Annotated in this window: 22 protein-coding genes and 1 pseudogene; 11 read left to right on the top strand and 12 right to left on the bottom strand. The window is 72.4% G+C overall.

Annotation, left to right across the window (positions count from 1 at the left end; genetic code table 11):
• Positions 1-951 (bottom strand): transposase (locus ABT245_RS13665; protein ID WP_351732942.1); only part of this gene is annotated, 951 nt, incomplete at its 3' end.
• Between the two features lie 340 nt (positions 952-1291).
• Here ABT245_RS13665 and ABT245_RS13660 point away from each other — a divergent pair.
• Positions 1292-1660 (top strand): hypothetical protein, encoded by a 369-nt coding sequence (locus ABT245_RS13660; protein ID WP_351732810.1) that lies wholly within the window; start codon positions 1292-1294, stop codon positions 1658-1660.
• Positions 1661-1773: 113 nt separating this feature from the next.
• Entirely contained in the window at positions 1774-2412 is a 639-nt protein-coding gene (locus ABT245_RS13655) for a hypothetical protein (RefSeq protein WP_351732807.1), read from the top strand.
• Between the two features lie 622 nt (positions 2413-3034).
• Here the strand turns inward: ABT245_RS13655 and ABT245_RS13650 are convergent.
• Complete coding sequence (locus ABT245_RS13650) at positions 3035-3904, bottom strand: alpha/beta hydrolase fold domain-containing protein (protein WP_351732805.1); 870 nt, start codon at positions 3902-3904, stop codon at positions 3035-3037.
• A gap of 453 nt (positions 3905-4357) precedes the next feature.
• On the opposite strand from ABT245_RS13650, the gene ABT245_RS13645 reads away from it, so the two are divergent.
• The 5 genes from ABT245_RS13645 to ABT245_RS13625 all read left to right on the top strand — a co-directional run bounded on the left by ABT245_RS13645 (position 4358) and on the right by ABT245_RS13625 (position 9910).
• Positions 4358-6229, top strand: coding sequence for an amidohydrolase (locus ABT245_RS13645; RefSeq protein WP_351732939.1), 1872 nt, complete (start codon positions 4358-4360; stop codon positions 6227-6229).
• A gap of 116 nt (positions 6230-6345) precedes the next feature.
• Complete coding sequence (locus tag ABT245_RS13640) at positions 6346-7008, top strand: hydrolase (protein ID WP_351732803.1); 663 nt, start codon at positions 6346-6348, stop codon at positions 7006-7008.
• A 49-nt stretch (positions 7009-7057) separates the two neighbouring features.
• On the top strand, positions 7058-7582 hold the full coding sequence (locus ABT245_RS13635; RefSeq protein WP_351732800.1) for a DoxX family protein: 525 nt from the start codon (positions 7058-7060) through the stop codon (positions 7580-7582).
• Positions 7563-8303, top strand: coding sequence for a YoaK family protein (locus ABT245_RS13630; protein WP_351732798.1), 741 nt, complete (start codon positions 7563-7565; stop codon positions 8301-8303). Before ABT245_RS13635 ends, ABT245_RS13630 begins: the two co-directional genes overlap by 20 nt.
• Complete coding sequence (locus tag ABT245_RS13625; protein WP_351732795.1) at positions 8300-9910, top strand: MFS transporter; 1611 nt, start codon at positions 8300-8302, stop codon at positions 9908-9910. The genes ABT245_RS13630 and ABT245_RS13625 overlap by 4 nt, the downstream gene beginning before the upstream one ends.
• Before the next feature lie 4 nt (positions 9911-9914).
• Here ABT245_RS13625 and ABT245_RS13620 read toward each other — a convergent pair.
• A pseudogene (locus tag ABT245_RS13620) lies at positions 9915-10352 on the bottom strand (thiamine pyrophosphate-dependent enzyme); the annotation flags it as partial.
• Between ABT245_RS13620 and ABT245_RS13615 the strand changes: the two are divergent.
• Together ABT245_RS13615 and ABT245_RS13610 are read left to right on the top strand one after the other, a co-directional pair.
• Positions 10327-10632 (top strand): hypothetical protein, encoded by a 306-nt coding sequence (locus ABT245_RS13615; protein WP_351732948.1) that lies wholly within the window; start codon positions 10327-10329, stop codon positions 10630-10632. The pseudogene ABT245_RS13620 and the gene ABT245_RS13615 overlap by 26 nt on opposite strands.
• Before the next feature lie 20 nt (positions 10633-10652).
• The gene (locus tag ABT245_RS13610) at positions 10653-11570 is read left to right on the top strand and encodes an MFS transporter (RefSeq protein ID WP_351732793.1); all 918 of its coding nucleotides are present in this window, start codon (positions 10653-10655) and stop codon (positions 11568-11570) included.
• Here ABT245_RS13610 and ABT245_RS13605 read toward each other — a convergent pair.
• The 3 genes from ABT245_RS13605 to ABT245_RS13595 are packed head-to-tail and all read right to left on the bottom strand — an operon-like array spanning position 11562 to position 12917.
• Positions 11562-11759 (bottom strand): oxidoreductase dimerization domain-containing protein, encoded by a 198-nt coding sequence (locus ABT245_RS13605; RefSeq protein ID WP_351732790.1) that lies wholly within the window; start codon positions 11757-11759, stop codon positions 11562-11564. The two genes, ABT245_RS13610 and ABT245_RS13605, sit on opposite strands and share 9 nt — an antisense overlap.
• A 53-nt stretch (positions 11760-11812) precedes the next feature.
• Positions 11813-12304, bottom strand: coding sequence for an FAD-dependent oxidoreductase (locus tag ABT245_RS13600; RefSeq protein ID WP_351732936.1), 492 nt, complete (start codon positions 12302-12304; stop codon positions 11813-11815).
• Entirely contained in the window at positions 12201-12917 is a 717-nt protein-coding gene (locus tag ABT245_RS13595) for an FAD-dependent oxidoreductase (protein ID WP_351732788.1), read from the bottom strand. The genes ABT245_RS13600 and ABT245_RS13595 overlap by 104 nt, the downstream gene beginning before the upstream one ends.
• 183 nt (positions 12918-13100) lie before the next feature.
• On the opposite strand from ABT245_RS13595, the gene ABT245_RS13590 reads away from it, so the two are divergent.
• Entirely contained in the window at positions 13101-13688 is a 588-nt protein-coding gene (locus ABT245_RS13590; protein ID WP_351732785.1) for a Dps family protein, read from the top strand.
• Between the two features lie 145 nt (positions 13689-13833).
• Positions 13834-14625, top strand: coding sequence for a LysR family transcriptional regulator (locus ABT245_RS13585; RefSeq protein ID WP_351732783.1), 792 nt, complete (start codon positions 13834-13836; stop codon positions 14623-14625).
• A gap of 185 nt (positions 14626-14810) precedes the next feature.
• Here the strand turns inward: ABT245_RS13585 and ABT245_RS13580 are convergent, their stop codons facing one another.
• The 6 genes from ABT245_RS13580 to ABT245_RS13555 are packed head-to-tail and all read right to left on the bottom strand — an operon-like array spanning position 14811 to position 22044.
• Positions 14811-15275, bottom strand: coding sequence for a DUF5709 domain-containing protein (locus ABT245_RS13580; RefSeq protein ID WP_351732780.1), 465 nt, complete (start codon positions 15273-15275; stop codon positions 14811-14813).
• Positions 15272-16768, bottom strand: coding sequence for an ATP-binding cassette domain-containing protein (locus ABT245_RS13575; protein WP_351732777.1), 1497 nt, complete (start codon positions 16766-16768; stop codon positions 15272-15274). The genes ABT245_RS13580 and ABT245_RS13575 overlap by 4 nt, the downstream gene beginning before the upstream one ends.
• A complete protein-coding gene (locus ABT245_RS13570; RefSeq protein ID WP_351732774.1) occupies positions 16765-18492 on the bottom strand; it encodes an ABC transporter ATP-binding protein/permease in 1728 nt (575 codons plus the stop codon). The genes ABT245_RS13575 and ABT245_RS13570 overlap by 4 nt, the downstream gene beginning before the upstream one ends.
• Positions 18489-19751, bottom strand: a complete 1263-nt coding sequence (locus tag ABT245_RS13565; RefSeq protein ID WP_351732772.1) for a cytochrome d ubiquinol oxidase subunit II — start codon at positions 19749-19751, stop codon at positions 18489-18491. The genes ABT245_RS13570 and ABT245_RS13565 overlap by 4 nt, the downstream gene beginning before the upstream one ends.
• On the bottom strand, positions 19744-21105 hold the full coding sequence (locus tag ABT245_RS13560; RefSeq protein ID WP_351732770.1) for a cytochrome ubiquinol oxidase subunit I: 1362 nt from the start codon (positions 21103-21105) through the stop codon (positions 19744-19746). Before ABT245_RS13560 ends, ABT245_RS13565 begins: the two co-directional genes overlap by 8 nt.
• A gap of 21 nt (positions 21106-21126) precedes the next feature.
• A complete protein-coding gene (locus ABT245_RS13555; RefSeq protein ID WP_351732768.1) occupies positions 21127-22044 on the bottom strand; it encodes a glyoxalase in 918 nt (305 codons plus the stop codon).
• Positions 22045-22149 lie beyond the last annotated feature (105 nt).

Genomic DNA, 22149 nt, shown 5'->3' with positions numbered 1-22149 from the left:
TTCGGCGGGAGTGTCGCAGGTCTCGGTGAGGTGGACCTTGTAGCCCATCCAGAACAGGTCTTCGCCCTTGGCCGCCCAGCGGGCATCGGGGTCGTAGGGCGAGGCGAGGCGGAGTTGGCCGGGCGGGACGCCCTCGTCGTCGGCGTCCCGCTTCCTGATCACCTCCCGTCCCCGGGTGTCGGTGTGCAGGTAGTAGGTCTGCACGAGGATCTGCCGCAGCAGAGCCACTGCCTCGATCTCACGGATCCAGACCGGGGTTCCGGCAGCCCAGGCAGCCCGGCACAGGGCCAGGGCATCCTGGCCGAAGACCTGCGCGAGCCGGTCGCGTTTCGTCTGCGAGGACGGCATGCGCCAGCCGTCCGCCCTCGGCCCGTAACGGTGGGCGAACTCGGCCACATCGACCTGTCCGGCCAGCCAGGCCGGTGCCGCGACCGCGAGGGCCTCCAGAGCCGCCCGCACGCTCTCCCCGGCGAGCTCCAGACGGTTCAGGTCCCGCACCGCGCTGATCACATGGGTGGAATCGGTGCGCTGCTTGCCCCCGGCCGCTACCAGGCCCTCGCCCTTGCAGTGTTCCAGGAGCCGGTCGAAGACCACCCGTTCCATGCCGTGCCCGGCCAGCCGGGTGCGGAACCGGCTCAGCACGCTCGCGTCGAAGCCCGTGTCCGTCAGCTCGGCCCCGAGTGCGTACTTCCAGTCGATCGCCCGCACCGCCATCGCCGCGGCCTGCCGGTCGGTCAGGTCCTCGGCGAACTGCAACACGGTGACCAGCGACAACACTCCCGGTGACAGTCCCGGGGCACCGCGCACCCCGAACACGTCAGCGAACGACTCGTCCTCGAAGACCTCCGCGAGCCGGTCCCGCACCCGCATCGCCAGGCTGCCCTGCGGGAACGCCGCCCAGGCCACCGCAGCGGTCTGCGCCGGAACCTCCGGCAGCCCCTTCGGCCGCATCGACAACCGCATCACCCCCACGGCCGCACGACAGGACAACGGCCGCACGGACGATCATCCCGCGCCCACCGTCACCCCGCACGGAATTGCGCAGCAGAGTCCGCCGACAGGACAAAGATCTTCATCGGCCGGCTCGGCACTGCCCGCAAGACCGAACGCACCCGGCTCCAGGCCGACTTCGACCGGGCCCGCCGCGTCGTCGCCGAGATCGACGCTGCCGGCGCCAGCATGACCGAGGAGTCCGCATGAGAATCTCCGCAGCCCAGCGGACCGAGAACGAGAACCGCATCCGAGCCGCCATGGACCGACTCCTCCGCGGAGAGATCCCGCCCGGTGGAAAGTGCGACATCAAGACCCCCGCCCGCGAAGCGGGCGTCGACCGCACCGGCGTTCTACGGCACCCGCCCCCTACGCTTACCTCCGCACCGAGTTCGAGCAACGCCTCCAAGCCCTGCAGCAGGCCGGCGATATCCCCGACCCTCGTGAGGCCCACATCACCCGCTTCAAGGAGGAGAACGCCAAGCTCAGGGAACGGCTGACCCAATCGGAGCAGACCATCACCGAGCTCGTGGACTTCCGCGCCCAGACCCTGGCCCGGCTCGCCGCCCAGCACGAGGAGATCGTCCGGCTCCGCAAGGCCGCCGCCGGGGCAAGCCGGATCAGCCGCCTTCCGCCATCACGGACCACGGTGATCGGGACCGGCAACTGACGTCGCGGCCCCGCTCGTTCGTAACGCTTGCGTTGCCTGGAAACGGTTGGCTTCCTCGGCTCTCCAGTAAGTAGCTTGGCATCTTCCCGATGCCCGCTCACCAGGGAGTTTCCATGTTCGAAGACATCCGGGGCCTTGCTCCAGAGCGTGCTGCACGGCTCGCCTCCCTGGTCGAGGGTTGCCGGCCGTTGCTGGAGCAGGTCAGCGGCATGGAAGCGGTTCAGCAGTTGCTGCGAGACCGCGGCACCGGCGTCATCGACGCGGTCGCTGTCACTCGCGAACTGCTGGGAGCCGGGCCGGGATCCCTGGCCGAGGCCAAGACGATCGTGCTGTCCAGTGCCGCCAGGGCCACCGAACTACGGGTTCACCAGCAGTCCGTGGACGGGATCCAGCAGGCGACGGATATCGGTGACGCCATCCTTCAGCAGGCCCCGTCCCGCGGCGACATCATCAAGATCGTCGCTATCGACGGCGCCGGCGGGTCCGGAAAGACCACCTTGGCTGCCGCCGTGGCCGGATACGTCGGTGACTGCGTCGTCGTCCACTGCGATGACTTCTATCGTCCCATGCCCGAGCACGAGCGCGAGCATCTCGACGCCGAACAGGGCTACCACCGCTACTTCGACTGGCAGCGACTCCGCGCTCAGGTCTTGGAGCCCTTGCGGGCCCGTCAGGCCGCCCCTACGAGACCTACGACTGGACCACCGGGCAGCTCGGGGGCTGGCGGGAGATCGCTCCCCGGAGCGTGGTGATCGTGGAAGGGGTCTACTCCTGGTCGGCTGTGTCGCCACTGCGGACGGCCGACAGGAAGGCGAGCGCCGGGCCGTGGGAGAAACGGGCGCCGCAGCACCGGTGCCGAAGCCGTCAAGCGGTGGAACGCGGCGCTCCCTGCCCCCGAACTGAACGGCGGCTGCCCATGTGGGAGAGAGGTTTCCGGCGGCTGGGGTCGTGCGACGACTGTGCGGCATGGTGCGGAGTGGGCGGGGCCGGCGTGTGTCCTCGCTGCTATGGGGCGCGCAAGAAGATCCGCCGGGGCATCGACGGGTGGCGCGTCGGCACCTGCCGACGCTGTGTATGGGACGGTGCCGTTCCGCGCGACGGCACATGCCTCGCCTGCCTGCTCGCGATCCGGATGGGCGAGGACGATGAGTGGCTGTGGGCCGAGCTCCGCCACCAGGCGCTGCCTCCCGGGCGACCACGGCAACTGGCCGTGGCGATCCCCGGCTTGAAGCTGCCCGAGGCTCGTCCCATGCGCCCGCACGAGGCGCACGGCCGTGGCGTTCCGAAGTGGGTTCGCGCGCGGTTTCCCGAGCCCGAGCGCGACGACCCGCGTATCTGCCCGTACAGATACCAGGACAGCTCGGGCTGTTTCCGTCACCGCGCCGATCGTTCACGATCACCAGAGCCGGATGATTGCCGACCGGAGCATTCCAGAGCTGCCCCGCGTCGTCGCCGAGCTGCGGCAGATCGCCGACGAGCGCCGCGTCCGCGTGCAGTACGAGTGGCTCCATCGGATGGAGGGTCTTGCCCGCCTCGCGTTGGCCGCCCGGCCCCCGGACGAGGAGATGGTGCCCGGAGAACTGCTGCAGGATCTGCCCTACGGCGGCCCCACGGTCGGGGAGGCTCTGGAGCGGGTGGGCCTGTACGAGCCGCGGCCGCACCCACGGCTGAAGACGTAACCTGCTGGAGCAGCGGAACACCGCCGCGCTCCTTCGCCATCAGGGTCAGCGCGGCGGTCATGTTGCCGCCGACCGAGTCACCGGCCACCGCGATCCGGGTGGCACCCAGGTCCTTGGTCGCGCCCTGCTCGACGACCCACTGGGCGACGGTCCAGTTCTGCTCGATGGCGATCGGGTAGCGGGCCTCGGGCGAGAGGCCGTACTCGGGGAAGACGACGGCGGCGTTGGCGCCGACGGCGAGTTCGCGGACCAGGCGGTCGTGGGTGTGGGCGTTGCCGAAGACCCAGCCGGCGCCGTGGATGTAGATGATCACCGGGAGGGTGCCGGTGGCACCGGCGGGCTTGACGATGCGGGCCCGGACAGTGCCGGTGGGGCCGCTGGAGACCGTGATCCACTCCTCGTCGACCGCCGGCTTGGCGATCTCGCCGGACTGCGCCTCGTCGACGGCCTTGCGGCCGTCCGCCGGGGCGAGGTCGAAGAGGTAGGGCGGGTTGGCGGTGGCCTCGACGAAGGCCTGGGCGACGGGTTCGAGCACCGGCTCGACGGGAGTGAAGGCTTCGGACATGCGAGTCTCCTGGGATTGCATGGGGCACACCGGCCGATTCCGGCGCCGCCGCGGCCCACCGTGGGAGCGCTGAGCGCCGGGCAGTTGCCCCCGAGCGCACTTCCGGCGTCCCGGCAGCGCACGTGCGGGCGCGGTGGCGCTGCGCTGCGGGGCGGGGCGGCTACGACGGCGGTGCACTGTCGGGCAGGCGCCACCATGCACCGCAGGGCGGGCGCAACCGTGCACCCCAGGCAGATCCGGCCATGCACCGCCCGGCAGGTGCGACGGTGCACCGCCGGGCGGCGCGGCCGTGCGCTGCGGGGCGGATGCCAGTGCGCGCACGGGACACACCGCGGCCGGGACCGGACCTAGCGTGACGGATCGGCGGTCGGGGTTCGCCTCTGATTCGACGGCGAACACGGACCCCGGCACCGCAATTCCCATCCCGGAGGGGGTCCAGCAAGCGTGTCCTCAATGCCGGTCGGCGGTCTGGTTCCTCAGGCCGTCGACGATCCCGCAGAGCTCGTCGTCCGCAACGCGAAAATCCACACCGGAGACCCGAACCGCCCGCATGCGAGGGCTGTCGCCGTCCGGGACGGTGTGGTCACGGTCGTCGGTGACGACAAGGACGTGGCTCCGCACATCGGCGCGGCCACCAAGGTGGTCGACGCGCTCGGGCGGCGGGTGATCCCGGGACTCAACGACGCCCATCTGCACGTGATCCGCGGCGGGCTCAACTACGTACTGGAGCTGCGCTGGGACGGGGTGCCCACGCTGCGCCAGGGCCTGGCGATGCTGCGCGAGCAGGCCGCCCGCACCCCGAAGGGCCAGTGGGTGCGGGTGGTGGGCGGCTGGTCGGCCGAGCAGTTCGCCGAACGGCGGCTGCCGACCGTCGCCGAGCTGAACGCCGCCGCCCCGGACACCCCGGTGTTCGTCCTGCACCTGTACCAGTCGGCCGTCCTCAACCGGGCGGCGCTGAAGGCCGCCGGATTCGACAAGGACACCCCCGACCCGAGGGGCGGCCAGATCGTGCGCGGCCGGGACGGGGAGCCGACGGGCATGCTGCTGGCCGCGCCCAGCGCCCTCATCCTCTACTCGACGCTGGCCAAGGCACCGGTGCTGGACGAGGCGCACCGGAAGTCCTCGACCCGGCATTTCCTGCGCGAACTGAACCGGTTCGGGCTGACGTCGGCGATCGACGCGGCCGGCGGCTTCCAGAACTTCCCCGAGAACTACAGCACCGTCATCGAGCTGGCCGGGGCCGGTGAGCTGTCGCTGCGCATCGCCTATCACCTCTTCCCGCAGACCGCGGGCCAGGAGGTCGCCGACCTCACCCGCTGGATAGAGATGGCGGACTATGGGGACGGCGACGCATGGCTGCGGCTCAACGGCGCGGGCGAGAACCTCACCTGGGCCGCGGCCGACTTCGAGAACTTCAACCAGCCGCGTCCCGAACACGACGACTACGAGCCGGAGTTCGAGAACGGGGTGCGTCTTCTCATGGAGAACGGCTGGGGATTCCGGCTGCACGCCACGTACGACGAGACCATCCGCCGGGATCTCGCGGTCTTCGAGAAGCTGGCCGCCGAGGGTCTCTTCCCGGCCGGGAACCGGTGGCTGTTCGACCACGCGGAGACCGTGTCGGCCGAGAGCCTCGACCGCGTGGCCGCGCTCGGCGGTGCGATGTCCGTGCAGAACCGGCTGTCCTTCCAGGGCGAGGCATTCCTGCGCCGCTACGGCCCCGGTGCCGCCGCCGACGCCCCGCCGATCCGGGAGATGCTGGACCGCGGGCTGACCGTGGCCGCCGGCACCGACGCCACCCGGGTCTCCACCTACAACCCGTGGGTTGCCCTGCACTGGCTGATCAGCGGGCGCAACGCCGGTGACCTCGTGCTCCGCCCCCGGTCGAACCGTGTCGACCGGCAGACAGCACTGCGCATGTTCACCCGGGCCGGCGCCGAGCTGACGGGTGAGGAGGGGGTCAAAGGCGTCCTGCGCCCTGGTTTCTTCGCGGACCTCGCGATCCTCTCCGACGACTACTTCACCGTGCCCGAACCGGAGATCGCCCACATCGAGTCGCTGCTGACGGTCACCGGCGGCCGGATCGTCTACGCCGCCGGCGAGTACGAGGGCCTCGACGAGGAACTGCCGGCCATCACCCCCGGCTGGAGCCCGGTGGCGCACTTCGGCGGCTACCAGGCGGCCCCGCGCGGCCTGGCGGGCGCACGCCAGGCGGAGGCGCTGGGCGAGGCCGTCGCCGAGTCCGAAATGCACCGGGCGTGGCGGGTCCGGCACGGCCTGATCCCGGACGGCGCCGCCATGCCGTCCGACCCGTGCTTCCTCTGAGCCTCCCGGACTCCCGGACTCCCGGACTCCCCGACTTCCGGAAGGAGGACGGCACTTGAACCTCCTCCTTCCGGGTCACCATCCCCACCCTTGTGCACCGAGAAAGGTTCTTCGTCATGGTCGACATCGCCCAGGTGACCGCTGCCCCCAGCCCCGATCTCCTCACCCCTGACAACTGCGCCGTGCTGTTCGTGGACCACCAGCCGCAGATGTTCTTCGGCACCGGCAGTGGCGACCGCACCGCGATCATCAACTCCACCCTGGGTCTGGCCAGGACCGCCAAGACATTCGACGTACCGGTCGTGCTCAGCACGGTCGCCGCCGAGTCCTTCTCCGGCCCGATCCTGCCGCAGCTCGCGGACGTCTTCCCCGGCCAGAAAATCATCGACCGCACCTCAATGAACGCCTGGGAGGACGAGGCGTTCGTCGAGGCCGTCAAGGCGACCGGCCGCGAGAAGCTCGTCATAGCCGGTCTGTGGACCGAGGTGTGCGTGGTCCTGCCGGTGCTCTCCGCCATCGCCCAGGGCTACGAGGTCTACGTGGTCACCGACGCGTCCGGCGGTGTCACCCCGCAGGCCCACGAGCACGCCGTGCAGCGCATGGTTCAGGGCGGCGCCGTGCCGGTCACCTGGGTCCAGGTGCTTCTGGAGCTCCAGCGCGACTGGGCCCGCACGGAGACGTACGAGGCGGTCACGAACGTGGTCAAGGAGAACGGCGGCGCCTACGGCCTCGGCCTGGTCTACGCCCAGACCATGATCGGCGCCCACGCGGCCGGTTGAGCACAGACGTCACATCCCGAGTCAGGACAGGCAGGAAGAACAGGAAGAAATGGACGCCGGACTGCTGGTCCTCCGGCTGCTGGCGGGACTCCTCATCGCCGGCCACGGAGTGCAGAAGGTGAGCTTCCACCTCGGGGGCAAGGGCTTGGTGGGCGGAACGGAGGAGTTCCGGCACGACGGTTTCCGCGGCGGCCGGCTGACCGCCGTCGTCGCGGGCGGCAGCCAGATCGGCGCCGGTCTGTTCCTGGCCGCCGGACTGCTCACGCCGCTGGCCGCGATGGCTGCGATGGGTGTGATGACGGTCGCGGGGACGGTCAAGTGGCCCAAGGGGATGTGGGTGCAGAACGACGGGTACGAGTATCCGCTGGTCCTCGTCGTCATCTCGGTGGCCCTGGCCCTCACCGGGCCCGGCCGGTGGTCCGTCGACCATGCGCTGGGCCTCACCCCATGGCCGTGGTGGCTCGTCCTCGCGGCGATCGTGATCGGCCCCACGAGCGGGCTGCTCACTCGCGCGGTGCTGCACCGCACCTCCACCGCACCGGAAGGAGCTCCCCGTGCGCGGGCTGCTGACTGACACGCTCCACACGCTGGTACCGCCCAAGGACGACCGCCACGGCCCGCTGCCTCCCCTGCTGCTGACGCTGACGGTGGTCACCGGGCTGGTCGACGCGGTGAGTTATCTGTCCCTCGGGCATGTCTTCGTCGCCAACATGACCGGCAACGTGGTGTTTCTCGGCTTCGCTCTGGCGGGCGCCCCGAACCTGTCCGCGCTCGCCTCCGTCGTCGCCCTGGCCGCGTTCCTCGTCGGGGCGCTGGCCGGGGGGCGGCTGGGTACCCGGTTCGCCGCCCACCGCGGGAATCTGCTGAAGACGGCGACGGCCGTGCAGACCGTGCTGGTCGCCGTCGCGGTGGCCGCCGCCGCGGTCGGCGACGGCCGGGTCGGCACCGGGGTGCAGTACACGCTGATCGTGTTCCTCGGGCTCGCCATGGGCTTGCAGAACGCGGTCGCCCGGCGCCTCGGCGTCCCCGACATGACCACGACCGTGCTGACGCTGACCCTGACGGCCCTGGCCGCGGACTCCGCCCCGGCGGGCGGAGCCGCGCCCCGGCCCGGCCGCCGGATCCTGTCCGTCCTCGCCATGCTGCTCGGCGCGTTCGCGGGGACCGAACTCCTGCTCCACGGCCATCTGGTGCTCACCCTGGGCCTGGCCGTGCTGCTCCTGCTCATCACGTCCCTGGCGACGCGCCGCCTGGCCGGCGGCGACCCCGCCTGGACTCGGTCGGGAGCAGCATGAGCGGCGCCCCCACCGACTCCCCGTGGGCGCCGCTCGCCGCGCGTGTCTTCCGGGCGCTGTGGATCGCCCAGCTGGTCTCCAACATCGGCAGCTGGATGCAGACGGTGGGCGCCCAGTGGCTACTGGTCGGGGACAGTGCCGCGCTGGTGACGCTGGTGCAGACCGCGTCCAGCCTGCCCGTCGTCCTCCTTGCCCTGCCCTCCGGGGTGATCGCCGACCGGTTCGACCGGCGGGCGGTGCTGGTGACCGCGCAGTTCGCGATGCTCGCGGTGTCCGGGGCGCTGGCCGTGCTCGCGTTCCTGGACGTCCTGTCGCCGACGGTCCTGCTGCTCCTGACCTTCCTGCTGGGCTGCGGCACCGCGCTCATGGGTCCGGCCTGGCAGGCGATCCAGCCGGAGCTGGTGGAGCGGGAGCGGCTCGGTCAGGCGGCGGCGCTGGGCGCGGTGAACATGAACCTGGCCCGTGCCGTCGGTCCGGCGCTCGGCGGGGCGGTGGTCGCGGCGGCGGGCGCGGGCTGGGTCTTCGCCTTCAACGCGGCGTCGTATCTGGGCATCGCGGCCGTCCTGCTGCTGTGGCGGCGCCCCGCCGCGGCGGCCGCCCCGCCCGCAGGGAACGAAGGCCTGGCGGCCGCCCTGTACGCCGGCCGCCGCTATGTCTGGAACGCGCCCGGCGTTCGCCGGATCCTGCTGCGCACACTCCTGTTCATCCCGGGCGGCGCCGCCCTGTGGGCCCTGCTGCCGCTGACAGCGAGCCGCTCCCTCGGCCTCGGCTCGGGCGGCTACGGACTGCTCCTCGGCGCGGTGGGCGTCGGGGCGGTCGGCGGCGCCTTCCTGCTGCCCCGCGCCCGTCGCCTGCTCGGCGCGAACGGCACCCTCGCGGTCGGCGCCCTGGTGTTCGCCGCGGTACTCGCGGTGCTCGCCATGGTCCACGTGCCGTGGTTGGTCGCGCTCGCCCTGCTGCCCGCGGGCCTCGCCTGGATCGCCGTTCTGTCCACGCTCAACGCGGCCGTGCAGACCCGGCTCCCCGGCTGGGTCAGGGCCCGCGGCCTCGCCGTCTACCTGCTGGTCTTCCAGGGCGGACAGGCGCTGGCCGCGCCCCTGTGGGGTGCGGTGGCCGACTGGCTCGGGCTGAGCGCCTGTCTGCTGATCGCCGGCGGCGCGATGCTGCTGAGCGCGGCCAGCGTACGGCGGTGGCCGCTGCGCGATGCCGAGGGCATGGACCCCACGCCCTCCGACCACTGGCCGGCACCTCCCCTGGTGTTCGAGCCCGGGGAGGCCGACGGCCCGGTCCTGGTCTCCGTCGTCTACCGGGTCCCGACGGAACAACGGGCCGAGTTCACGGACCGCATGCACCGGGTGGCACGCTCCCGGCGCCGTACCGGAGCCCTGTCCTGGGGCCTCTACCAGGACGGCCACGACCCGGAGCGGTTCGTCGAGAACTACCTGGTCTCCTCCTGGGCGGAGCACCAGGCCCAGCACCATGTCCGGCTCACGGCCACCGACCGCCGGTTCGAGGAGGAGGCCCGCGCACTGCTCACCCCGGGCACCGCGCCCGAGGTGACGCACGCCTTCGACACCTCGGGCGGACCGGCGGTGGTGCCGGCCTGACCCCTCAAGGGCGGGGAATGTTACGGAGGTTGGCCCGCGCCAGGTGGACCATGCGGCCGACTCCGCCGCTCAGCACCGTCCTGCTCGCGGAGAGCGCGAACCCGCTGATCTGCTCGGCGGTGATCTTCGGCGGGACGGCCAGGGCGGCGGGGTCGGTGACGACGTCGACCAGCGCGGGCCCGTCATGGGCGAAGGCCTCGCGCAGCGCGCCGCGCACGTCGGCGGGCTTCTCGACCCGGATACCCCGTGCTCCGGCCGCCGTGGCGATGGCCGCGTAGTCGGTGTGCGGGTAGCTCGTGGCATGCGGGGGCAGGCCGTCGACCATCATCTCCAGGTCGACCATGCCGAGGGAGGAGTTGTTGAAGACGACGACCTTCACCGACAGGCCGTACTGCACGAGGGTGAGGAAGTCGCCCATGAGCATGGAGAACCCGCCGTCGCCGCCGAAGTCCGCTCCCCGCGCCGGGAGTCAAGCAGCCGAGCCCGCGCACGGGGAGCCGGGCCGGCTGATCGCGCTGTTCGCCGTCGCCTCCGGCATGACGGTCGCGAACCTGTACTACGCCCAGCCGCTGCTGTCCGAGCTGCGGGACGTCTTCCACATCAGCACCGCCACCGCCGGCACGCTGATCTCACTCACCCAGGTCGGCTATGTGATCGGCATGATCTTCCTGGTCCCGCTCGGCGACCGGCTGGCGAAGCGGAGTCTGTCACCGCACTGCTGACGGTCACCACGCTCGCCCTGGTGGCGGCCGGTCTCGCGACCGGGTTCCCCATGCTGCTGATCGCCTCGCTGGTCAGCGGTGCCACGTCCGTGGTGGCGCGGATCCTGGTGCCGTTCGCCGCGAGCCTGGCGCCCGACCACGCCCGGGGCCGTGTCGTGGGCCGGGTGATGAGCGGTCTGCTCACCGGCATCCTGCTGTCCCGCACGCTCAGCAGCCTGGTCTCCGGCGTCGCCGGCTGGCGGGTCGTCTACCTCGGCTCGGCCGTCCTGATGGCCCTGCTGGCCGTGGCCCTGCGGCTGGCCCTGCCCCGGCACGCGCCGACCACCTCCGTGCCGTACCACCACGTGCTGCGCTCCACGGCGGCGCTGGTGCGCACGCACCCCGCGCTGGTGCGCCGGGGCCTCTACCAGGCGGCGATGTTCGGTGCCTTCAGCGCCTTCTGGACGACTGTCTCGTACATCCTGACCGGGCCCCACTTCCACTACTCCGCCGTCGGGGGCGGGGTGTTCGCGCTGGTCGGCGCGGCCGGTGCGGCCGTGGCACCGCTGGCCGGGCACTGGGCCGACCACGGGCTGACCCGCCGGATGACCGGTGTCGCGTTCGGTGTGGCCGCGCTGGCCTTCGCGTCAGCCGGCTTCGGTCAGCGCAGCGTCATCCTGATCGGGCTCGCGGCCGTCGCCCTCGCCATGGCCGTCCGGACCAGCCTGATCCTCGACCAGCACACCGTCTACCAACTCGATCCCCTCGCCCGGGCCCGCCTCATCAGCGCCTTCATCGCGATCTTCTTCATCGGCGGCGCCCTCGGCTCCCAACTCGGCTCGATCGCCTACCGGTCCGGTGGCTGGAGCGCGGTCAGCCTCTTCGGGGCCGCCCTGTCGGTGCTGGGGCTGCTGTACCGGCTCACCGAGCGCAGGAGCAGCGCGAAGCGCTCAGCGTAGGGCCACCAGGGCCGCCTCCATGGCGCGGTGGAAGGTCGGGTACGTGTTGATCATGTGCCGCAGCCGCTCGACCGGGACCTCGGCGTGGACGGCGACGTTCAGCCCGTGCAGCAGCTCGCCGCCGACCGGTCCCGCCGAGGTCGCGCCGACCAGGACACCCCGGTCGGCGTCCTCGACCAGCTTGAGCAAGCCCTCGCCTCCCGGCCCGTGGATCCAGCCGCGGGTCGAGGAGGCGTTCGGCACTACGGCCGCACCCGCAGCCCCCGGTCGCGGGCCTGCCGCTCGGTCAGCCCGACGGCCGCGATCTCGGGGGCGGTGAAGGTGACCCGGGGCAACGCCCGGTAGTCGGCGTCGGGGCCGGGCCTGCCGAGGATGTCCTGGACGGCGAGCTGCGCCTGGTACATGGACACGTGGGTGTAAGCGGCCCGGCCGGTGATGTCGCCGACCGCCCGCAGCCCGTCCGCCGCCCGCATCCGGCCGTCGGTGGGGACGGCACGGGCGGTCGCGTCGAGGCCGACCGCGTCGACGCCCAGCTCGGTGAGGTCGCTGTACCGTCCGGTGGCCACGAGCAGCCGCTCGGCGCGCCGGGGCTCGGCCTCACCCTCCAGCCTAACGGTGAACTCGGCTCCGTCATGGGCGACTTGGCGAACCCGCGCCCCGGTCAGGACGGTCACTCCGTCGGTGCGCAGGGCCTCGGCGGCGAGTTCTCCCGCCTCCGGTTCCTCCTGGCCCAGCAGTCGGTCCTGTCCCTCCACGATGGTGACCCGGCAGGTGAACAGCGACGACCTGGGCGACCTCGGCGCCGATGGCACCGCCGCCGAGCACCAGCATCGGCGCCGGGAGCTCCTTGGCGGCCATGGCGTCGCGGTTGGTCCAGTAGGGCGTGGCCGCCAGGCCGGGCACCGGGGGTATACGGGGGCGGCTGCCGGTGGCCAGGACGACACCCCGGCGGGCCTCGAACACCCGTCCGTCGACGGTCACCCGGTGCGGGCCGGTGAGGCGGCCCCGGCCGCGGACCAGGCGGCCGCCCTTGGCCGCCAGCCGGTCGGCCGCGACCCGGTCGTTCCAGTCGTCGGTGGCCTCGTGCCGGATGCGCCCAGCGACCGGGCCCCAGTCCGGGGCCACCTCGGCCCGCCCGGCCAGGGCGGGCACGCGCCGGGCCTCGGCAAGGGCGTTCCCGGCCCGGATCATCATCTTGCTGGGCACGCACCCCCAGTACGGGCACTCTCCCCCGACCAGCTCCGCCTCGACGCCGACCACGTCGAGCCCCGCCTCCGCGAGGGTACCCGCCAGGTACTCCCCGCCCGGCCCCCGGCCGACGACGACCACGTCCACCTGCTCGTTCATGTCTGCCTCGCTCCGTCCGACCACCGGCCACCGACGGTAGGGCGGTACGGCGGCCGGTCCCAGAGCGAACCGGGTGCGCTCAGAGGTGCCGGCCCGGGCGCTCCCGGCCAACGCCTCCCCCGCCGCCGCGCCTAGCGTCACTCGCGTACACAGCCGCATCGCACATCCGCCAGGAGGCGCACCATGACCACCAGCTCCGAGCCCGGGCAAGCCTTGCAGCACAGTCAGCCGTGGCTGCACCTGAAGGGCGGGATCATCCAGGAATTCGGGACCGTCAAGCAGTTCCCCCTCGGCCTCTCGTACGAGGCGCGCATGTACTCCTGCCAGCGTCTGAACCGGGTCCTGGCGGACACGCAGATCATGTACGGCCTCTACAAGAAGCACCACTGGCTGCTGCGTGGCGCGACCTTCTACCAGCTGCACCTGCTGCTGGACAAGCACGCCGACGACCAGCTGGCCCTTGTGGACACGATCGCCGAGCGGGTCCAGACCCTGGGCGGGGTCGCGGTGGGCGACCCCCGCCACGTCGCCGAGATCACCTCGGTCCCGCGTCCGCCGGACGGCGTCGAGGAGGTCCCGGCGATGCTCTCGCGGCTCCTGGAGGCCCACGAGACGATCCTGGTCGACGCCCATGACGCGGCCGGCCGGGCCGCCGAGATCGGCGATGACGGCACGAACGACCTGCTGGTCTCGCAGGTGATCCGCACTGGGGAGCTGCAGGCGTGGTTCCTGGCAGAGCACCTGGTCGACACTCCCCTGGTCCGCGCCTGAGAGAAGCGGACGCCTGCCTAGGATGCGGCGGAGATCCCCGCCGTACCGAGGCGGGCGCCGTGCCACCGGGAGCAGATGATGGACCTGCGGCAGATGGAAGTCGTGGTCGCCGTGGCGGACGCGGGCGGGTTCACGGCGGCTACACATGGTCCAGTCCGCCGTCTCCGGCACGGTCCGCGCCCTGGAACGCGAGCTGGGCACCCCGCTGTTCACCCGGACCACGCACCGGGTCGGGCTGACTCCTGCCGGTGAGGCGTTCGTCCCGGCGGCCCGGCAGGCGCTGCGCGCCGCCGAGTTGGCCCGCGAGGCGGTCGACGCGGCGAAGGGCGAGCTGCGCGGCCGGGTGATGGTCGGGACCATGCAGGGGGTCTGGGCGAACCTGCACCACGCGCTGGCCGCGCTGCGGGCGGAACATCCGCGCGTGGTGGTCCAGTTGCGGCAGGCGGCGGTCATCGACATCCGGCAGGCGTTGCGCGAGGGCACGGTGGACCTGGCGGTGGTGGCGCTGGACCGGCAGCAGCAGCGCGGTCTGGTGACCAGGCTGCTGGCCCGCGAGGAAATGGTCCTGGTGGCCTCGCCCCGCCGGAGCCTCACCACGAACGGCGCCGAGGGCACGGTCGACCTGGCCGACATCGCCGAGCTGCCGCAGGTGGAGTTCACCCCCGGCTGGACGATCCGCGACGCGGCCGACCGCGCGTTCCGGGCGGCCGGCGTCGAACGCGCCACGACCTTCGAGGTCAACGACATCGTGGCCGCGTCCGAACTGGTCCGGGCCGACCTCGGCGTCTGCGTCATGCCGCCGACCATCGCCGACCGCTTCCCGGACCTGACGACCTACCGGTTCGCCCGGCACGCGCCGGGCTGGAAGGTGATGGTGGTACGGCCGCCGGGCGAGCCTCCGGCGGCCGTCGCGGCACTGCTGCGCCACCTCACCTGAACGCCGTTCTCAGTCGAACCGCAGGCCGGACAGCTGCCGTTCGAGCGCGCTGATCGCGTCCCCGGACTCCGGGTTCGCCGCCCGCCCGGCGGATGCGCGGGTGGTGCGCCGCCACGCGCTCCCGGAAAAAGCGCGGCCGCGGGGACGGAAACGTCCCCGCACCCGCCTGTGTCGCCTGTGTCGCCTCAGAAATTCTCGGACTCGGGGATCACGTGCATCGCGGCCTCCTCCGCCGACGCCCCGGCGCCATCCAGGCCCCGGTCAAAGGCGAACAGGTCGGACTCGGTGACCTCGTGCGCGCCCTCGTCCGGCGCGAGGAGCCGTCCGGCGCGGTCGGCGCCGACCTCGTCGTCGAGGAGTTCGCCATCCGTGTCCCAGGCGTCGCCGAGGTCGTCGCCGTCCGGGACGCCGATGTCCGGCACCTCCTCGGCGAGGCGCTCGTCCAGGGTCTCCCCGAGCAGTCCCTCCGCCGCCGTCACGCCCGTGTGCTCCACGGCCCAGGGCCGCTCCGGCGGCGAGCAGCCCTCGTCCAGGGCCTCCTCGCCGGCCCGGTGGTCCAGGGTGTCCGAGGCGCCCAGAAGGCCCGCGTCGTCCTGCATCTCCGAACCGTCCGGCTGGCAGACTTCGTCACCCGACGCTTCGCCGGTCATACGCGCTCCATCGCCACTCGGGCCGTCAGTTCGATCCGGCCGTCAACCGGAAAGGGCAGGAGGTCGTGGTCACGGTCGGGCAGTGCGATCACGAAAGCGGTGGCGGGAAGGGCGGAGCGGACGGCGCCCAGGACGCGGCGGGCGGTGGCCCGGTCGAGTCCGGCGGTCGGCTCGTCCAGCAGCAGGACCGGCGGATCCCGCAGCACGGCCCGCGCCAGGGCGAGCCGGCGGCGCTGGCCCTGGGAGAGCCTGCCGCCGTTCGGGCCCACCGCGAAGTCCGGCGGGATGTCGTCCAGAGCGACCAGGCCCAGCACCTCGGCGAGCCGTTCCGGGCCCGCGTCCGGGGCGGCCAGCCGCAGGTTCTCGGCGACGGTCGCGTCGGCGAGCCAGTCCTCGGCCTCGACCAGGGTCAGGTCCCGCGGGGTCGCACGACCCGCCAGCCGGCCCAACAGCGTGCTTTTCCCGCTGCCGTTGGGGCCGGTCACCAGGGTGGTGGTACCGGGCTCGGCATCGAGGGTCACCGGCGTCTCCCCCGCCGGCGGATCAGGCACGGCGTTCAGCGGGGCCAGCCGCCGCGCCGCGGCGCGCGCCCGGCCGTACGCCGGAAGAATCCTCGGCAGTTGCTCGACCAGCTCGTAACCGGCGGCGATCAGCAGGACCTCACCGATCGCGGCGGACACGGACCGCGCCGTCGCCGCGAGGTCCAGGGCGAGGGCCAGGACGAGACACTGGCCGAGCGCGCCCAGCAGCCGCAGCGCCAACTGCCCTGCCCGCAAGGCCCGTCGGGTGTCCTCATCGGCGCGATGGGCGCGCTCCATCGCCTCCGCGATCCGGGCCCGGGCCGGCGTCACCGCGTCCAGACAGATCAGTTCGGGCAACGCGTCCCGGGCGCCGAGGAGTTCGGTCCGTACGACGGCCTGTTCGCGCGCCGACCGTCCTACCGTTTCCTCCGCACGCCGGTGCGTCGCCACAGCGATCGCGGCGGCGAGCAGGAACACCAGCAGCTCCGCCGCGCCCAGCCAGGCGTCGGCGTGCCACAGCAGCCCGGTCACAACCGCCGCCGTCACTGCCGTACTGGCGAGGGGAGCCAGGACATCGGCGGGGAGTGCGCCGACCGTCGTGACGTCGTCCGTGAGCCGGCTCAGCAGGGCCCCGTCCCGCAGGGCGCGCAACTGCCGCGCCGGCAGAGCCGCGGCGCCGCGCACCAGCCGGGCCCGGAGCGCCACCGTGGCATTGAGCAGGACACGGTGGCTGGCCAGGCGCTCCGCGTAACGCAGCCCCGTGCGGGACAGGGCGAGGGCGCGGACGGCGCCGGACGGGTACATCCACGACCACGTGGTGTCGGCCCGTACCGTGACCAGGGCACACGCCGTGAGGAACCAGCCGGACACCCCGAGCAGGGTGGCGGCGGACAGTTCGGCCGCTGCGGCAAGGAGCAGGCCGTGGAGCAGATCGCGCCGTCGTACCGCCGCTCTCAGCAAGCGCAGAGTCATACGAGCCGTCCCTGCTCCAGGGTGATCACGCGGTCCCCGAGGGGAAGGAGGGCCGGGCTGTGGGTGGCCAGCAGGACGGTCCGGTGCCGGGCCAGGCGGCGCAGCGCGTCCGCCACGGCCGTCTCGGCGTCCGGGTCGAGATGAGCCGTCGGCTCGTCCAGGCAGAGCAGCGGCGCGTCCCGCAACAGGGCACGCACGAAGACCAGTTGCTGCGACTGGCCGGAGGAGAGGCCGAAGCCGCGTTCGCCGACGGGTGTGTCGAGACCGTCGGGCAGCGCTGCCGGCAGACCGCTGAAGCCCAACTCATCGAAGGCTTCGAGGAGTTCGGAATCATCGGCTTCCGGCCGGGAGAGCCGGAGGTTCTCGCGCACGCTCCCCGGGAGCAGGAAGCCCGGCTGACCGACCCAGGCCACGTGCGCGGGAGTTGCCCGCTCGGGCCCGTGCCGGGCACTGCCCCGGTCGGGCACCAGCAGGCCCGCCGCCACGGACAGGAGCGTGGACTTGCCGGCGCCACTGGGGCCGGTCACTACGACGAACTCCCCAGCCCTGATGTCGAGTTCGACCCGGTCCAGGGCGGGCCGCGCCCGTCCGGGATGGACTACGGACACCTCGCGGAGGCGGACGGGCACGGGCGCGACGCCACGGGCGGCCGGGCGGGGGCGGCGCTCGGGAGCCGCCCCCCGCATCGCCCCGGCGATCAGGTCGGCCGCGGCCGACGCCTGGGCGCGGGCGTGGTAGCCACGGGCCAGTTCGCGGGCGGGGGCGAAGTAGGCGGGTGTGAGGGTGAGGACGAACAGGGCCGTGGCCAGGCTCATGTGGTCCGGTACGCCGGGCAGGCGCAGGTAGTCCAGGAGCACCAGGCCACAGTAGGTGGCGACGACCGCAAGGGTGCCCGTGATGAGCAGTTCCACCCAGGCGGTGGAGAGGAAGGCCACCCGCAGGACGAGGGTGGTGCGGCGGGCGAGTTCCTCGTCGTCCCGGTGCAGCGCGCGCGCCGCCTCCTCCTGCGCGCCGAGTCCGACCAGGGTCGGCAGTCCGCGCAGCTGGTCCAGGAGTCGGCCGTGCAGGGTGCGGACGGCACCGAGCTGGGCCTCCACGGCCGCCTTCGTGCCCATCCCGATGACCTTGAGGTTGGCCGGCAGCAGCGGGGTGGCCAGCACCAGCAGGGCAGCCACGAACCAGCTGCGCAGGGCGATGGCGGCCAGGACGACACCGCTGCCGAGCAGCATGGCGCGGCGGGCCGGGACGTAGTCGGTGAGCCAGTCGTCGAGGCGGGCCACCTCGGCGTCCAGGGCCTCGGTGTAGGCGACGTCCGGGAGTGCCCGGCGCGGTGTCCGCCCCGGCAGTGCCGCGCGCAGGACGCGGGCGCGCAGCGCGGACCGTACCCGGGCAGCGCCCGTCGCCGCCGCCCGGTCGGCCGCCGCCAGTAGCACGGCGCGCAGCGCCACGCCACCGACCACGACCCCGACGGCCGGTGCGACGGCCGCCGGGGCGGTGTGCAACTGCTGTGCGGCGAGCCCCCGTTGGGCGGCCCAACCGAGACCGGCCGCCCAGCTGACGTGGCCGAGCTGGGCGAGGCCGCGCAGGGTGCCGGCCCGGCGCAGCTCCGGTTCGCCGATCCGCGCCCAGGCCCGGAGCCGACGCGTCGAGACCCGTTCGTCCGCGCGGTCGCCGTCGCCGTCTGCGTCGGCGAGCGCCGCCACCAGGGCCGCGGTGTCGGTCATGGGCGTTCGCCGCCGGGCAGGTCGTACTCACCGAGCCGCCCGTCCCGGCGGTCCCCGAGGATCCAGGCGACGAGCGCGGTGCCGGACAGCAGGGCGATGCCGAGCGGATCGACCCACGTGGACTCGCCGCCGAAGATGTCCTGGCAGACGGCCGCCAGCAGGATGCCGAGCAGCGTCAGCAGGGTCCGGCGGACGATGACGACGATCCGGGACTCCGGCCGGGACACGAACGGATCGGCGGTTCCGTCGTCCGGTGCCGTCGTGGTCGGCGACTGCCGCGCAGGCTCCCGGAACTTCCCCCGGAAGACCCACCAGGCATAGATGTTGTAGGCCAGCACGAACGGCATGCACAGCCCGACCCCGACCACGAGGAACACCTGCGAGCCGTGCGGGCTGGACGCCTCGTGCAGGGTCAGGGACCGTGGTACGACGACCGGTGCCGTCGCCGCCACCAGTGCCAGCAGCCCCGCGGCCTCGGCGCCCAGCACCGCCGCGAACGGCCGCCAGTCCGGCCGCCGTCCGAAGCCGTACCAGGCCACCGCGCCGCAGACCGCGGCGGCGGCCACGGCGAGCCCGAAGAGCGTGGCGCGCAGGGGCTGTTCGAACTGGAAGTGCTGCGGGTCGGCGACCTCCAGGCCGAAGCCGAGGACCAGGGCGGCCACGACGGTCGCGCCGAGCAGCGGACGGCCGAGCCGGCCCGCCCACTCGTGGGCCGTGCCCTCCGTCTTGTCCTGGAGCCAGGCGGCGCCCGCCAGCAGGTACACGCACACCAGGCCGAGCGCCCACAGCACGCTGTAGGGGGTGAGCCAGGCGAGGGCGTCGCCGGTGAAGTGACCGTCCCGCTGCGGGAGTCCGGACAGGACCGCGCCGATCACCAGGCCCTGGCAGAGCGTCACGGCGAGGGAGGCTCCGCCGAAGAGGAGTCCCCAGCCACGCCGGTACGTACCGGAGGCGCTCTGGAACTCCAGGCCCATGCCGCGCAGGATCACCGCGAACAACATGGCGATCAGCGGCGGGTACACCCCGGGCAGGACGGTCGCGTACGCCCCGGGCAGTCCGGCCCACAGGGCCACGCCAGCCAGGATGATCCAGCTCTCGTTGGCGTCCCAGGCGGTGGCGATGAGCTCGTTGTACTCGCGGCGCCGCCGCTCGCTGCGGTCGAGGAGGCTCAGCATGCCGACGCCGAGGTCGTAGCCGTCCAGGATGACATAGGCCCCGAGCGGGAGCAGGACCAGGGCGTAGGTCAGGTACTCAGACAACGGAGGCCTCCGGCGCGGGAGTTCGAAGGTCCGTGACCGGTTCCGGGCCGGCCTTGACGGTGCGGACGATGTAGCGGATCCAGATGGTGAGCAGGGTCGCGTAGAGGAGTACGAACCCGGTGAGGCTGAGGGCCGCCTCGGTGAGGCTGAGGTGGGAGACGGCGTCGGCGGTGCGCAGCTTGCCGTAGACCACCCAGGGCTGGCGGCCGGTCTCGGCGGTGATCCAGCCGCCGGTGATGGCGATGATCCCGGCGGGGGTCATCCACACCAGCCAGCGCAGGAAGCGCGGCGAGGTGAACAGACGGCCGCGCAGGCGCAGCACGAGCCCGGCGAAGGCGGTGGCGAACATGGCGAGGGCGGTGAAGTACATCGCCCGGAAGCCGTAGAAGGCGCTCCACATGTTGGGGCGTTCGTCCGGCGGGGTCCGGAGCAGGCCCGGGACCTCGGCCTGGCCGGTCAGGTCGTGGCCGATGACGGCGCCGAGGTGGGGTATCTCGATGCGGAAGTCGTTCTTCCCCTGATCCGTGTCGGGGATGACGACGAGGTTGTAGCCGTTGTTGTCGGTCTTCCAGTTGCCCTCGAAGGCCTGGAGCTTGGCGGGCTGGTGCCCGCCCATGAAGACGGCGGTGGCGTCACCGACGTACAGCTGGACGGGCATCAGGATCGCGAGCACGCCCAGGGCCACGGACAGGGTGCGCCGGGCGAACGGCAGGGCGGACGCGCGGCGTTTGACCAGGTACCAGGCGCTGATGCCGGCGACGAACCAGGACGCGGATATCAGGACGGCGATCAGCATGTGCGGGAAGCGGTAGCCGAAGGCCGGGTTGAGGAGCACCTGCCACCAGTCGGTGACATGGAACTGGCCGCCGGCCTCCGTGTATCCGGCCGGGTCCTGCATCCAGCTGTTGGCGGAGAGGATCCAGGTGGTGGAGAGCAGGGTGCCCGCGGCCACCGTCCAGGACGCCAGGGCCATGGTGCGGGGCTTCACCCGGCCGTCGCCGTACAGCATGATCCCGATGAAACCGGCCTCCAGGAAGAAGGCGGTGATCACCTCCATGCCGATGGTGATGCCGATGACCGGGCCGACCGCATGGGCGTAGATGCCCCAGTTGAGGCCGAACTCGAAGGTCATCACGGTGCCGGCAACCACGCCGAGGCCGAAGCCGACGGCGAAGATCTTCTTCCAGAAGCGGAAGATCTGCAGGTAGAGCGGGTTGCCGGTGTGGACGTACACGGTGTACGCGACCGCGAGTAGCAGGGACAGCCCGACGGTGAGCGCTGGGAAGGTCATGTGGAAGATCGCCGTGATCGCGAACTGCCAGCGCGACAGCTCCACGACGGAGGACGAGGCCATGGTCGGGCTCCAGGGAGTTGATCAGATGTCTCTGCCCTGGTGCAGTTCGGCCACGTAACCGCCGGGGAACTGCACCATCGCGTTGCTACGGCCCTTGCCGTCGTACGGGCCCCACAGCACCTGTGCGCCCGCCGCCTCGGCCTTGCGCAGGGTCGCGGTGAGGTCCTTGACCGCGTAGCCGGTGGTCTCCCGGCCGAACGGGTAGGGCAGGTGGCCGTCGGTGACGCTGACGACCGTGCCGCCGAACGGGGAGCCGAGGGCGACACGGCGGTAGGTCTTGCCGGGCAGGCCGAGGTCGCCGCCGTCCGCCGTACGGTCGTCGGAGACGATCCGGCCGCCGGTGAACCGCAGGTAGGAGCGGAGGAAGGCGGTCGCAGAGTCCGGCGTCAGATAGACGCGGTTGTCGGGCACGGTCTCCAGGGGCGCGTACGACGGTGCCTTGGTGTGCCAGTACAGCTGGGCGTTGATCCCGCCCGGGAACTGGACGACCGCGTCCTTCCCGATCGGGTCGTCGAACGGCGCCACGACGATGTTCGCGCCGCTCTGCCGGGCCAGCCGGACGCCCCGGTCGAAGCCGCTCATCAGCCAGCCCGTCCGTTCGGCGCCGAAGGGGTAGGGGACGGGTGTCCGGAAGTCGAAGACGGACAGGGTACCGACGGGTGAGAGCACCAGTTCCGACTCGGTCTCGCTGGGCGTCGGCGTGACGTCCGTGAGAGCCTTCGTGGTGTGGGTCCCGCCGAAGGTCGCCAGCCAGCTGTCGACGAAAGCGTCCTCCTTGCCGGGGGTGACATAGACGTGGGTGGTGTCGTACTGGGGGCCGACCGCGGTGGTCGAGACCCGGGCGGCGCTGCTCCGGGCCGAGGAGGGGGCTCCGGAGCCCACCACACTCAGCGCCACCAGCACCGCGGGAAGCGTCCATGCCATCGCCTTGCGCTTCATGCACATGCCTTTCTGCCGTAACCCGGTGATCCGGACGGTAGCCGGGAAGGGCGGGGGCGATCGTTCCGAGAGCGCCCGGGGTGCGGTCCGACAGGGAACAGCGGG

This window comes from Streptomyces sp. NPDC001508, assembly GCF_040298665.1.
Classification (GTDB): Bacteria; Actinomycetota; Actinomycetes; order Streptomycetales; family Streptomycetaceae; genus Streptomyces.
Note: the sequence above shows the minus strand (reverse complement) of the source record. Positions and strands in the feature narration are given on the sequence as shown.